Source organism: Conyzicola nivalis (genome assembly GCF_014639655.1).
GTDB classification, from domain to species: Bacteria; Actinomycetota; Actinomycetes; order Actinomycetales; family Microbacteriaceae; genus Conyzicola; species Conyzicola nivalis.
In genome coordinates, this window is sequence record NZ_BMGB01000001.1 from 2,399,736 (window position 1) to 2,413,027 (window position 13,292).

Annotated in this window: 12 protein-coding genes; 9 read left to right on the top strand and 3 right to left on the bottom strand. The window is 70.1% G+C overall.

All coding sequences use genetic code 11. The features are described from left to right. The first annotated feature begins 55 nt into the window (after positions 1 to 55). The 3 genes from cofG to IEV96_RS11955 are packed head-to-tail and all read left to right on the top strand — an operon-like array spanning position 56 to position 4,199. A complete protein-coding gene (gene cofG, locus IEV96_RS11945) occupies positions 56 to 2,401 on the top strand; it encodes a 7,8-didemethyl-8-hydroxy-5-deazariboflavin synthase CofG (RefSeq protein ID WP_188510808.1) in 2,346 nt (781 codons plus the stop codon). Then, the gene (locus tag IEV96_RS11950) at positions 2,398 to 2,775 is read left to right on the top strand and encodes a hypothetical protein (protein ID WP_188510809.1); all 378 of its coding nucleotides are present in this window, start codon (positions 2,398 to 2,400) and stop codon (positions 2,773 to 2,775) included. Before cofG ends, IEV96_RS11950 begins: the two co-directional genes overlap by 4 nt. Continuing rightward, a complete protein-coding gene (locus IEV96_RS11955; RefSeq protein WP_188510810.1) occupies positions 2,772 to 4,199 on the top strand; it encodes a flavin-containing monooxygenase in 1,428 nt (475 codons plus the stop codon). The genes IEV96_RS11950 and IEV96_RS11955 overlap by 4 nt, the downstream gene beginning before the upstream one ends. Here the strand turns inward: IEV96_RS11955 and IEV96_RS11960 are convergent. Then, positions 4,148 to 5,443 (bottom strand): APC family permease, encoded by a 1,296-nt coding sequence (locus IEV96_RS11960; protein WP_229733278.1) that lies wholly within the window; start codon positions 5,441 to 5,443, stop codon positions 4,148 to 4,150. The two genes, IEV96_RS11955 and IEV96_RS11960, sit on opposite strands and share 52 nt — an antisense overlap. A 128-nt stretch (positions 5,444 to 5,571) precedes the next feature. Between IEV96_RS11960 and IEV96_RS11965 the strand changes: the two genes are divergently transcribed. The 6 genes from IEV96_RS11965 to IEV96_RS11990 all read left to right on the top strand — a co-directional run bounded on the left by IEV96_RS11965 (position 5,572) and on the right by IEV96_RS11990 (position 11,740). Then, positions 5,572 to 7,629: a transglycosylase domain-containing protein gene (locus tag IEV96_RS11965; RefSeq protein WP_188510812.1), complete on the top strand. Its 2,058-nt coding sequence runs from the start codon at positions 5,572 to 5,574 to the stop codon at positions 7,627 to 7,629. Between the two features lie 28 nt (positions 7,630 to 7,657). Further along, positions 7,658 to 8,875, top strand: a complete 1,218-nt coding sequence (locus IEV96_RS11970; protein ID WP_188510813.1) for an MFS transporter — start codon at positions 7,658 to 7,660, stop codon at positions 8,873 to 8,875. A gap of 95 nt (positions 8,876 to 8,970) precedes the next feature. Beyond that, positions 8,971 to 9,816 (top strand): DUF4397 domain-containing protein, encoded by an 846-nt coding sequence (locus IEV96_RS11975; protein ID WP_188510814.1) that lies wholly within the window; start codon positions 8,971 to 8,973, stop codon positions 9,814 to 9,816. Between the two features lie 217 nt (positions 9,817 to 10,033). After that, positions 10,034 to 10,462: a class F sortase gene (locus tag IEV96_RS11980; RefSeq protein ID WP_188510815.1), complete on the top strand. Its 429-nt coding sequence runs from the start codon at positions 10,034 to 10,036 to the stop codon at positions 10,460 to 10,462. Positions 10,463 to 10,518: 56 nt separating this feature from the next. Next, positions 10,519 to 11,082, top strand: coding sequence for an RNA polymerase sigma factor (locus IEV96_RS11985; RefSeq protein ID WP_188511245.1), 564 nt, complete (start codon positions 10,519 to 10,521; stop codon positions 11,080 to 11,082). Beyond that, positions 11,063 to 11,740 (top strand): anti-sigma factor, encoded by a 678-nt coding sequence (locus IEV96_RS11990; RefSeq protein WP_188510816.1) that lies wholly within the window; start codon positions 11,063 to 11,065, stop codon positions 11,738 to 11,740. The genes IEV96_RS11985 and IEV96_RS11990 overlap by 20 nt, the downstream gene beginning before the upstream one ends. Before the next feature lie 2 nt (positions 11,741 to 11,742). Here IEV96_RS11990 and IEV96_RS11995 read toward each other — a convergent pair whose 3' ends face one another. Beyond that, a complete protein-coding gene (locus IEV96_RS11995) occupies positions 11,743 to 12,501 on the bottom strand; it encodes a hypothetical protein (protein ID WP_188510817.1) in 759 nt (252 codons plus the stop codon). Positions 12,502 to 12,891: 390 nt separating this feature from the next. Next, positions 12,892 to 13,275, bottom strand: coding sequence for a hypothetical protein (locus tag IEV96_RS12000; protein WP_188510818.1), 384 nt, complete (start codon positions 13,273 to 13,275; stop codon positions 12,892 to 12,894). Between the last annotated feature and the right edge of the window lie 17 nt (positions 13,276 to 13,292).

Here is a 13,292-nt window from a genome sequence, read left to right on the forward strand (position 1 = left end):
GCTCGAGGGCACTCCGTTGAGTGTCGTCCTCTGTCGCTCGTCACGAAGGCTCGTCATGCCCACTGCTCTGCACGAAGCACTCTCCCGCACCGAGGCCACGCGCACGGTCACCGAATCCGACGCCGAACTGCTCTTCGACGCCCGCGGCGGCGACCTCGAACGGTTGCTCTCCGTGGCATCCGCGATCCGCGACGAGGGCCTCGCCGGTTCCGGGCGCGACGGTGTGATCACCTACTCGAAGAAAGTGTTCATCCCGATCACGTTCCTCTGCCAGGACCGCTGCCACTACTGCACCTTCGTCGAGACCCCGGGCGGCCTGCTGGCGATGGGCAAGCCGAGCTACATGTCGCCGGACGACATTCTCGAGGTGGCCCGGGCGGGCGCCGCGATGGGCTGCAAGGAGGCGCTGTTCACGCTCGGCGACCGGCCGGAGAACCGCTGGCCGACCGCCCGCGCCTGGCTCGCCGAGCACGGGTACACGTCGACGATCGACTACATCCGGGCGATGGCGAAGCTCGTGCTCGAGGAGACCGGGCTGCTGCCGCACCTCAACCCCGGGGTGATGACGTTCGGCGAACTGCAGGCGCTGCGGCCCGTCGCACCGTCGATGGGCATGATGCTCGAGACCACCGCGACCCGGCTGTGGAGCGAGAAGGGCGGCGTGCACTACGGCTCGCCCGACAAGGATCCGGCGGTGCGCCTGCGCGTGCTCGAGGACGCCGGCCGCGCGAAGGTGCCGTTCACGACCGGGGTGCTGCTCGGCATCGGCGAGAACAACGCCGAGCGCGCCGAGTCGCTGTTCGCGATCCGGGCCTCGCACGAGCGGCACGGGCACATCCAGGAGACCATCGTGCAGAACTTCCGCGCCAAGCCGAAGACCGCAATGCAGAACGACGACGACCTCGGCTTGCAGGAGTACGTGGCCGCGGTCGCGGTCGCCCGCATCGTGATGGGGCCGGATGCGACCATCCAGGCGCCGCCCAACCTGACCGACGCCGACGAGCTCGGCCTGTTGATACGGGCCGGAATCGACGACTGGGGAGGGGTCAGCCCGCTCACCGCCGACCACGTCAATCCCGAGCGCCCGTGGCCGGAGCTCGACGACCTGGCCAGGCTCACCCGCGCCGCGGGCTACGAACTGCGCGAGCGGCTGACGGCGCATCCGCGGTTCGCTACCGTCCTCGACTGGATCGACGCGCGCATCCGGCCGCACGTCGACGCCTTGGCCGCGCCGTCGGGGCTCGTGGATGCCACGGCGCCCGTCACCGGACGCCCCTGGCGCGCGGCGCCCGTCACGCGCACATCGACTCCCGTGCTCCGCCGCGCCGCCGTCGACCCGGCCGGCCTCGGCGACACGGACTACGTGGAACTGCTCGGCTACGACGGCCCCGAGCTCGAGGCCCTCGCGAGCCTCGCCGACGAGCTGCGCGTCGCCACCGTCGGCGACGGGGTAAGTTTCGTCGCCAACCGCAATCTCGACTCGTCGGTGGTGACCGATCCCGGTCTCATCGGCGACCTGGCCGACGAGGCGGCGGCACTCGGCGCCACCGAGATCTGCGTGCAGGGCGCCGTGCCCGCGCACCTTCCCGGCTCGGCCTACCTCGACATCGTGACCGCGATCAGGCGTCGCCAGCCGGGGCTGCACCTGCACGCGTTCCGCCCGACCGAGGTGGTCGACGGCGCCGCCCGGCTCGGCATCACGGTGCGCGAGTTCTACGGCCTGCTGCGCGACGCCGGCGTCGGCACGGTACCCGGAACGGGCGCCCGCATCCTCGACGACCGCATCCGCGGACTGCTGAGCGCCCACGCCGATCCACCCGTCGCCGACTGGGTCGAGACGGTCGCCACCGCGCACTCCGTGGGCCTGCGTTCGACCGCGACCATGGTCTACGGGCACGTCGAGACGGCCGCCGATCAGGTGGCGCACCTGCGCACGCTCGTCGCGCTGCAGCGGCGCACCCGCGGCTTCACCGAATTCATCGCGATGCCGTTCGTGCCGGTGGACTCGCCGCCGGTGCCCGGCGCGCGACCCGGCCCGACGGTGCGGGAGAGCAGGGCGCTGCACGCGGTCGCGCGGCTCATGCTGCACGGCAGCATCGACCACATCCAGGCCGCGTGGACCAAACTCGGCCTCGAGACCAGCCAGGCGGTGCTGCTCGGAGGCGCGGACGACCTCGGCGGCCTGCTGCTCGACGGCGTGCTCGCGCCCGAGGCCGGCGCCGAGGCGTACCGCTCGCTCACGGTCGCCGACGTGCACCGCGTCGCCGCCGAGATCGGGCGCCCCGCCCACCAGCGCACCACCGACTACGCCCCGTTCGCTGAGCCCACCCCGGTCGCTGAGCCCACCCCGGTCGCTGAGCCTGTCGAAGCGCACCAGCCCGCCGAAGCGCGCCGCCCGTGATCACCCTCGCCGCCACCGTCCCCCACCGCGCCTTCCTCGCCGCCATGCTCGCCCGGCACTACGACCTGGCTCAGCCCCCCACCGTGCTGATCACCACCGACCCGCACACCCCGGTCGCCGACACGATCCGCCGCGTCATCCTGATCACCGACGGCCCGATCACCGACGGCCCGATCACCGACACCCCGATCACCGACACCCCCGCGCCGCTCCCCCTCCCCACCCTGATCATCGGCCCGACCGGCCACCCGGCCGCCGGCCACGCCCGCCTCGCCACCTCCCACCCCGCCGAACTGCTCAGCGTCGTCGACGGCTACCTGCGCCACCCCGAGTTGTACCCGGCCGGGCGCACGCGAGAACCGGCCAGGATATGACCGACCTCGACACCGTCATCGTCGGCGCGGGTTTCGCCGGCATCGGGGCGGGCATCCGCCTGTCACGCCTGGGCGAGCACTCGTTCGTCGTGCTCGAACGGGCCGAAGCCATCGGCGGCACGTGGCGCGACAACGTCTACCCCGGCGTCGCCTGCGACATCCCCTCGCACCTCTACTCCTTCTCCTTCGCCCCCAAACACGACTGGTCGCACTTCTTCGCCCGTGGTTCGGAAATTCAGGACTACTTGCGCGAGTGCGCGCGCGAGATCGACTCGCGCCTCCGGCTCGGCACCGACGTGCTCGAGATGCGCTGGCTCGCCGACATCGAACGGTGGCTCGTGCGCACGTCGGCGGGCGACTACACCTGCCGCACGCTCGTGGTCGCCGCCGGCCGGCTCTCCGAACCCCGGATGCCCGAGATCCCGGGCCTCAATTCGTTCCCGGGCGCCGCGTTCCACTCCTCCCGCTACGACCACGACGTGCGACTCGCCGGCAAGCGGGTCGGCGTCGTGGGCACAGGCGCCTCGGCCGTGCAGCTCGTTCCGCGGGTGGCCGAACAGGCCGGCAGCGTGGTGCTGTTCCAGCGCACGGCCCCCTACGTCGTACCGCGCGACGATGTCGAGTACTCGGCACGCGACATCCTGAATTTCCGAAACGACCCCGAGGCCCGCGAGCGGTTGCGCGCCGACCTGTTCTGGGCGATGGAGGCGGGTTTCGCCGAGCGCGTGGCCACTCCGGGCTACATCGACGCCCTGCGCGACCGCGCGCGCGGCCACCTCGAGGCCCAGGTCTCCGACGCCGCCCTGCGGGAAGCCCTCACCCCCGACTACGAGATCGGCTGCAAGCGTGTGCTGCTCGCAGACGACTTCTACCCGGCGCTCGAGAGCGGGGCGGTGACGATCACCGCCGCGCTCGAGCGCGTCGACGGACCGACCGCGATCGCGGCGAACGGCGCCGCCCACGATCTCGACGTGCTGGTCTTCGCGACCGGCTTCGAGTCCACCCGTCCGCCGTTCGCCCGCCGCGTCTTCGGCCGCGACGGCCTGAGCCTCGACGAGGCCTGGCGCGACGGCATGGTCGCCTACGCCTCGACCACGGTGCACGGCTTCCCGAACCTGTTCGTCATCGACGGCCCGAACGCGAGCCTCGGCCACAACTCGGCGATCGTGATGATCGAGGCGCAGATCGACTACCTGCTCGGCGCGCTGCACGACGAGATCGACGTGCTCGAGGTCTCGGCCGACGCCCAGGCCGCCTACGTCGCCGATCTCGACGCCCGCGCCGCCTCGACCGTCTGGCTCGGCGGCGGCTGCGAGAGCTGGTACGTCGACGAGCGCAGCCGCCGCCTCACACTGCTCTGGCCCGACTTCGCCTACGCCTTCCGCGACCGGCTCTCCGAGTTCGACCGCGCCGCGTACCTCTGAACCGCCGCCCGATAGGCGACACCGACGACGAGCACGGCTACTCCGACCACGATCGACACGGGCGGAAGGGTAGCGACGAGCACGAGACATCCGAAAGCCCCCGCCACCTGCAGCGCCCGCGGGTACCGCCGCTGCTCGCCCGGCTGGGTGAAGGCAGCGACGTTGGCGATCAGGTAGTAGAGCAGCACGCCGAACGACGAGAAGCCGATCGCCCCGCGCAGGTCGACCGTCAGCACGAGCGCGACGATCACGACGGCGACGGCGACCTCGGCGCGGTGCGGGACGTGGAATTTCGGATGCACCGCCGACAGCCACCTCGGAAGGTCCGCCTCGCGCGCCATCGCCAGGCCTGTGCGCCCGATGCCCGCGATGAGCCCGAGGAGGGCGCCGAGCGAGGCGACGGCGGCGGCCACGCGCACGACGGGTTCGGCCCACCGCCAGCCCGACTCGACGGCGGCGTCGGCGAGCGGTGTCGGCGACCCCGCGACCCCGTCGACACCGAGGGCGCCGAGCACGACCACGGCCACTACCGCGTACACGACCACCGTCGCGGCGAGCGCGATCGTGATCGCCCGCGGGATCGTGCGCGCCGGATCGACCACCTCCTCGCCCATCGTGGCCACGCGCGCGTAGCCGGCGAAGGCGAAGAACAGCAGCCCGGCCGACTGCAGCAGCCCGTGCCAGCCGCCCGCCACGAGCGCGTCGGCGGCGAACGGGTTGGCATCGCCGATCTCGGGCAGGCCGCCGCTCGCCGCCGCGGTCACGCCGATGGCGAGCCCGACGAGCACGACCACCACGATCACGCGGGTCAGCTGCGCGGTGCGGGTGATCCCGCGGTAGTTGACGGCGGCGAGCGCCACCACGGCGGCCGCCGCGACGGGCCGCTCCCAACCGGAAGGGGCGGCGTAGGCGGCGAAGGTCAGCGCCATCGCGGCACAGCTCGCGGTCTTGCCGATCACGAAGCTCCACCCGGCGAGGAATCCCCAGAGAGCGCCGAGCCGCTCGCGACCGTAGAGATAGGCCCCGCCCGAGAGCGGATAGCTGGCCGCGAGCTGCGCCGTCGAGGTGGCGTTGCAGAACGCGACGAACGCGGCGACGGCCAGACCCACGAGCAGTCCGCTGCCCGCGGCCTGGGCCGCCGGGGTGAACGCGGCGAACACGCCGGCCCCGATCATCGAGCCGAGACCGATGAACACGGCGTCGGGGGTGCGCAGCCGGCGCGCGAGTTGGGGCTGAGGGGTCACGGAGGCAGAATACCGGCGGCCCGTGAACACCACGATCCGGTATCGAATTGTCTTCATCCCTTGGGTTCCTGGGACGGGTGTCGTAGCGTCGTTGGACCTGCAGGTTCGAAGTCGAGAGGCTCTCCCTCATGCCCAGCCGCTACGAGATGGTCTCTCTCGACGAGATTTCCGTCGGTGCGACCGACTACGCCCGGCCCCGCGGGTACAAGATCCTGCTCGCGGCTCTCGCCATGATCCTCATCCCCGCGCTCATCGGTGCCGGGTTCGCCGCCATGGCTACGCCGGCAGTGCTCGCGGCATCGTCGACCACCGAGAAGGTCACCGACTACTGGGAGGCCTTCCCCTCCGACCTGCCGATCGCGGCCGCCCTGCCGCAGCACGTCGTGTTGCTCGACAAGAGCGGCGCCGAGTTCGCCCGCTTCTACAACGAGAACCGCATCCCGATCACCTACGAACAGATCTCGCCCAACTTCATCAACGCTCTGGTGGCCACCGAGGACTCGCGGTTCTACCAGCACTCGGGCGTCGACTTCGCGGGCATCGCGCGCGCGATGGTGAAGAACCTCACCAACGACAACCGCACCGAGGGCGCCTCGACGATCACCCAGCAGCTGGTGCAGAACATCCTCATCAGCAATGCCCGCAACGACGACGAACGGGAGGTCGCGAAGGGCGACACCTACGAGTCGAAGATCCGCGAGGTGAAGTACGCGGTGGCGCTCGAGAAGACGATGCCCAAGCAGGACATCCTCTCGACGTATTCGAACGCGGTCTACTTCGGCAATCTGGCCTACGGTGTCGAGGCCGCATCGCGCGTCTATTTCAGTTCGGATGCCGCGTCCCTCACGGTGCCGCAGGCGGCCGTGCTCGTCGGGCTCCTGCAGAGCCCCGTGCAGTACGACCCGTACGCGCGGCCCGAGGCGTCCCAGGCCCGGCGTGACGCGGTCATCGACCGGATGCTGGCGGAGGGCTACATCACCGCGGAGGAGGCCGCCGCCGCGACGGCGACCCCGCTCACGCTGAGCCGCGGCGACACCCCGTCGGGCTGCGCCACCTCGGCCTACCCGTACTACTGCGCGCTCGTGCAGCAGGAACTGCTCGCCAACGTGGCTTTCGGGGCCACCCCGGAGGAGCGGCAGCAGAACCTGAGCCTCGGCGGCATCACCGTCACGACCGCCCTCGACCGCGGGGTGTCCGACGCGGCGACCCGGGCGGCGACGGACGCTCTCGGCAACGACAACCGGGTGGCCGCGGGCATCGCCGTCGTCGTTCCCGGCACCGGCCACATCGCGGCGGTCGCCGAGAACCGTGGGTGGAACCAGACGCAGGTCGTCTACGCGACGAGCGCGCAGCAGCCCGGCTCGGTGATGAAACCCCTCACGCTGGTTACAGCGCTAGAGCAGGGCATCCCGATCACCACGACCCTGTCGGCCAACGGCCCGTACTTCTCCCGGGTGCTCGACAGCCCGAAGAAGGGCTACACGAACTTCGGCAACGCCCAGCTCGGCAACATCGATGCGCGCAGCGCGATCCGCCAGTCGGTCAACATCTACTTCGTGAAACTGATCGAGCAGACCACGGTCATGTCGGTCGTCGACATGTCCAGACGACTCGGCATCTCGACGATCAACACGAACGAGGGCGACCCCGCGGCGGTGGGTCCGCGCACGGGCTCGTTCGCGCTCGGCACCTCATCGGTCACGCCGGTGGAGATGGCGAACGTCTACGCCACCTTCGCGGCGGGCGGCGTGAAGTGCAACCCGATCTCGATCGTGTCGGCCGTGCGCACCACCACGGGCGAGCCGCTGCCGACCTCGGCACCAGAGTGCCATCAGGAGATCAGCCCCGCCATCGCCGCGCAGATGACCGACGCACTGCAGGGAACCTTCGGCGGAGGCGGCACCCTCGCCGGCGTCGGCCCTCTCCCCGGGCGCGAAACCGCGGGCAAGACCGGAACGACCGACGACAGCTCGGCGAACTGGACCGTGGGCATGACCCCGAACTTCGCCACCGCCGTCTGGGTGGGCGACCCGCGCGGCGGATTCGCGTACCCGCTGACCAGCGTCTTCGCCTACGGCCGCACCTTCTTCAAGACCACGGGCTCGGCGATCGCCGGCCGCATCTGGAAGACCGTCATGGTCGATGTGCACCAGGGGCAGCCGGTGACCGGTTTCCCGAACGGCTGAGCCCCGCCGCCGCTCGTAAGCTCGACGGGTGAGCACCACCGCCCCAGTCCCCCGTCCCGCCCGTGTAGCCGTGCGCGCCCGCACGGCCGTGAACATCCTGTTCTTCACCAACGGGGCGATCTTCGCCAACCTGCTCCCCCGGTATCCCGAGATCAAAGACTCGCTCGAGCTCACCAACACGGCCTTCGGCGCGGCCGTCGCGGCGTTCCCGCTCGGCGCCCTCATCGCCGGACTGTCGGCGGGCTTCCTCGTGCGCCGCTTCCGCTCGTCACGCGTCGCCGTCGCCGCGGCCGTCTTGTCGTCGGTCGGCATCCTCGTCGCGGGCGCCTCGCCGGTCTGGGCCCTGCTGGCTCTCGGCCTCTTCCTCTCCGGCGCCATGGACTCGATCACCGACGTCGCCCAGAACTCGCACGGCCTTCGGGTGCAGCGGCTCTACGGGCGCTCCATCCTCAACTCGTTCCACGCCGTGTGGAGCATCGGCGCGGTCGTGGGCGGCCTGCTCGGCGCCGCGGCGGCCCAGCTCGCCATCCCGGTCGCCACCCATCTCGCGATCTCGGCCACGCTCTTCAGCGCGATGGCCGTGATCTCCTACCGCTTCCTCCTCCCCGGTGCCGAGCCGGACGAGGTGGCCCCGGAACCGCACGCCGCAGCGCGCATCGCGGGCCGCGCCGGCGGCCTCATCGCGAAGTACGGGGTGCTGGCCGCGCTCGTGTTGATCGCCTGCGCCGGTGCGATCGTCGAGGATGCGGGCGCGTCCTGGGCCGCCATCTACCTCTCCGACTCGCTGGGTGCCTCGGCGTTCCTCGCCGGCGTCGGCTTCATCGCGTTGCAGGGCATGCAGTTCGTCGGCCGCCTCTTCGGCGACCGTCTTGTCGACAGGTTCGGCCAGCGCGCGGTTGCCCGCACGGGCGGCGCCGTCGTTTTCGTCGGTATGGGGCTCGCGCTCGCCTTCCCCACCCTCGCCGGAACGATCGTCGGCTTCGGCCTCGCCGGCCTCGGCGTGGCCACACTCATCCCCGCGGCGATGCACGCCGCCGACGAGCTGCCCGGCTTCCGCGCCGGGTCGGGGCTCACGATCGTCAGCTGGCTGTTGCGACTCGGCTTCCTGGTATCGCCGCCGCTGGTCGGCGCGGTCGCCGACGCGACCGAGCTGCGCTACGGCCTGCTGATCGTGCCGCTCGCCGGACTGCTCGTCGTCGCGTGCGCGGGGGTGCTGTCGAAGCGCTCGGCGCATCCGCACCCTTAAGAGGCGAATTTTTTGGTCGCCGGTGCATCCAAAACAGGGTCCACGGGAGAACTACCTAGTACACGGCGATCTCGCCACGACACTAGGAGGATGCAGTGCGCAAAACACTGATAGCCGGCACCGCCGCCGGATGCATCGCCGCGTTGGGTCTCGTAGCAGCCCCAGCGCAAGCCATCTCATCAACGACCGCCGACCTGTACGTGCTGCACGCGGTACCGGCCACCCCCGTCGACGTCTATGTCAACGGCGCGCTCACCCTCGACGATTTCCAGCCCGGCGACCTCGCCGGCCCGCTGGACCTGCCGGCCGGAACCTACTCCGTGGCCATCACGGCGGCAACCGCCACCGATGCCAGCGCCCCGGTCATCGGGCCCGTCGATCTCACCCTCGCCGCCGGCTCGAGCTACACGGCCGTGGCGCACCTGAACGAGGCGGGCGGCCCGACGGCCACCCTCTTCACCAACGATCTCGCGAAGACCGCTCCCGGTCAGGGCAGGATCACGGTTCGGCACGTGGCCGCCGCCCCCTCGGTCGACGTGCTCGCCGGTGGGAGCGCGGTGATCACCGCGCTGACCAACCCCAACGAGGCGAAGCTCGACCTCGCGGCCGGAACCGTCTCGGCGGCCGTCGCGGCCACGGGCACGACCACCCCGGTGATCGGACCGACGGACGTGGCCGTGCAGGAGGGTGTCAACACCATCCTCTACGCCTGGGGAAGCCTGGCCGACGGCAATCTCGCGATAGCGGTGCAGACCATCGGCGGACTGCACACGCCGCCGAGCGGCGTTCCCGCGGGCGAGGCGGGACTCGCCGCCGAGAATGCGGCCCCGATGGGAGAAGAACTGGTGCCGGTCACGGTCGCGGCTCTCGTGCTTCTGCTCGCCGCGGGGGGCGCCGCGCTCGTTCTGTCGCGCAAGCGATCGGCCGTTGAAGATCGCTGAAGACCGGAGACGCGCAGCGCGACGCCCACCCGCCCTGGCGGGCGTCGCGCTCGCTCTCCTCATGACCGGATGCTCCCTGAATCCAGCGGCGGAGCATCCGGTCGCCTCGCCTCCGGCCGCGACGCCCCCACCGGCCGAGGTGGCTGTCCCCGATGTGCCGATTCAAGGCACACAGAACGCGCCCGCCCGCGCCGTGGTCGCCCCCGCGAGGGTGGTGGTGCCCGACGCAGAGATCGACCTCGAAATCGAACCGGTCGGCGTGCTCGCCAACGGAGAGATGGAGCTGCCGGCGAACACGAAGGTCGCCGGCTGGTACAAATTCGGCCCCGACCCCGCGAGCCCCACCGGCGCCACCATCCTCGCCGCCCACGTGGACTCCCTCGTCTACGGCCTCGGCCCTTTCTCCCGGCTCAAAGAGCTCGCACCGGGAGCGGCGGTGACCGTGACGACAGTCGACGGCACCGTGCACGCCTACACGATCGCGTCGATCGCCCGAATCCCGAAACAGGAGATTGCGCTCGACACGGTCTTCGATCGCACCGGGCCCGCCCACCTCGTGCTGATGACCTGCGGCGGCCAGTTCGACGACGAGACCGGCCACTACCTCGACAACATCCTCGCCATCGCCACCCCGGTGGCGCCATGAGCCGCGGTGCGTACGATGGAAATCACACCCAGCAACGGAGCCGCACGGTGACAGTGATGTACTCGGCGTCGACCGATGAGTCGACACTCACGGCCGGTTTCGTCGCGGGCGACGAGAGAGCGCTCGAGGGTGCCTATTCGCGCTGGTCGCCCCTCGTCTACACGATCGCGCTGCGTTCCCTGGCCGACGTCGCCGACGCCGAAGACGTGACCCAGAAGACCTTCGTCTCCGCCTGGCAGGGGCGCCACACGTTCCGCGCCGACCGGGCGCGATTGCCCGCCTGGCTGGTGGGCATAGCCAAGAACACGATCGCCGACACGCACGAAGCGCGCGCACGACGGCGCCGGCTGGAGGCCGAACTCGTGGCGAGCATCACCGTGCAGGGCGAGGAAACCCACGAGGTCGACATCGCCGACCGCATCGCGATCGCCGACGAGATCAGCCTGCTCGAACCCGACGCGCAACGTGTCATCCGCCTCGCCTTTTTCGACGACCTGACCCACAGCGAGATCGCCGACCGCCTCGGCCTGCCCCTCGGTACCGTAAAAAGCCACATCAGACGCAGCCTGCACCGGATGCGCACCAGACTGGAGGTGACCCATGCCGCACCTCGACCCTGACATCCTCGCGCTGATCGCCCTGGGCGAAACCGTAGAGACCGACGCCGACACGAGCCACCTCGCGTCGTGCTCCGCCTGCCGCGACGAGGTCGCCGCCCTGTCCGCGACGGTCGTCGTCGGCCGTCGGTCCCTCTCCGACGATCAGCTCGTCTCCCCCGACGCACGGGTGTGGGAGGCCATTAGCGACGAGCTCGGGCTGAAGCCGCGCAGACGTTCGCGCCGGCTCGTGCCCGCGCTGGTCGCGGCCGCCGCGGCCGTGGTCCTCATCGCCGGAGGAGCCGCCACGTGGTGGGCTCTTCGCCCCGTGCCCAACACGGTTCTCGCCAGCGCCGCCCTCGCCAGCTTCCCGAATTGGCCCACGGCCGACGGCGAGGCCGTGCTCGAACAACACCCCGACGGGTCGAAGACCGTGACCGTCACGGTGCAGGCGCCCACTGAGGATGGCGCGTTCCGTGAGGCGTGGCTGATCAGATCGGATGCCACGGACCTCGTCAGCCTCGGCGTGGTGCGCGGCTCCAGCGCCACCTTCGACGTGCCCGCGGGCGTCGACATCACCCAGTTCGACCTGGTCGACGTCTCGCAGGAGGCCGACGACGGCAACCCGGCGCACTCGGGCGATTCGATAGTGCGAGGCCAGCTGCAGGCCGCCGCTCAGTAGAGTCAGTCCGACACCGCGCCGGCGTGCTCCTCTACGAGCTGCAGGGCGGCCCGCGGCGTTCGGAGGGTCGAGCGGTGCTCCGGGTGAGCCAGGAAGAAGTTGATCACCGGGGCGACGACGTTCGCGTCGGAGCCGGTGTAGCGCGGTTCGATTTCGACCACCCCTCCGGTGCGCAGGTGCAGCGCCAGCTTGGCACCCTTCGACGCCACGGCCTCGGCATGATCGAGTTCGTCCCAACCGAGCTGCACCGGCTTGCTGCCGCGCACTCCCCGCAGCCCGTGCTCTGTGAGGGTCAGGCCTGTCGGAGTGCGGAGCGCCCAGAGCTGTTGCGCGAGCCAGACCAGCGCAATGCCGCTCAGGAGGAGGAAGAACAGCCCGCCGCGCCTCGAGCCCGACGGCACGCCGGCAGACAGCGCGATAAGACCGGGGACGACGCCCACCACCGCTGCGGCGAGGAACAAGACATGCACGCTGGCCGGGCCGGTAAATCTCAGACCGGCGATTCCGGGGTCGATGCGCACGATGCGGTCGCGGACTGCGTTCTGATGCACGATGCCGGCGACCCCGACGACCGCTACCAGCGCGCCCACTGCCACCATCATGAGCCGGAGCCCGGCGTCGTCGGCCAAGACCGCGAAGGCCGCGGCAACGGCGAGCACCGCGACGAGCACGGCGATGGCGGCGCCGGGCCGATAGTTCGACGCGTGTAAGGGCACGCGCGGCGCCTCGCGTGCCACCCGGTTCATCGATACGTCGCTCACTGAATACCGTCCCTCGGCGTTCGTTGGGCTATTGGTACGACACGGGCGGTCGGCGAAGAAGTCGTCGATCGACTCCCTGACGCATCTCATGCTAGCTGGCAGGCGGCAGAAAACCTCGAGTCTGTAGCGGCGGAACAACAAAAAGGCCCCCGGTTTCCCGAGGGCCTTCCTTGTTGTCTTCCGGTGATGTATTTCCATAACTCCAAAAGCCCGCGGAATTCCGGGCTTCCTTCGCTCTCCGAAAAAACCACTTCCCCCGTATTTTTGAAACCTTCCATTGGGTCTTCAAAAACGTCGGCGTTTATAGGGGAGTAGCGCGTTCCAGCCTCTCTGGACGAGTGGCCCGTGTAGCCATTCGTATTGCTATGGTTTTGCCTCCCGCGTCAATTGTTATAACGCTTGAGCCGCTTTCGACGCCCTGTTCGGGACGGCCAGCGACAAAGCCGCGACAGTCAGCGCGAAGGCGACTAATACGATCGCGGAGAGGAAAGGGTCGGTACCGTTCAGGAGGAAGAATGTTCCGGCGATCGCCAAACCGATGACCAGCCCAACGACCGCGCCGACGGTTGAATCCATCGCTACTGCCGCGGGAGTGTGGCGCTCCACCTCGTTCCGACGTACGCGCTGGATGAGGATCGGAGCTATGGCTACGACGTACGCAAACATCACCAGGAGAAACCCACCTTGTGGCAAATTCAGCTGGCCGCCGACCCAGCCCACGACACCGGCTAGGACGACCGCGAGAACGTAAGCAAGAACGGTTCGTGCGCGCATGTTTCAGAACCCCATTA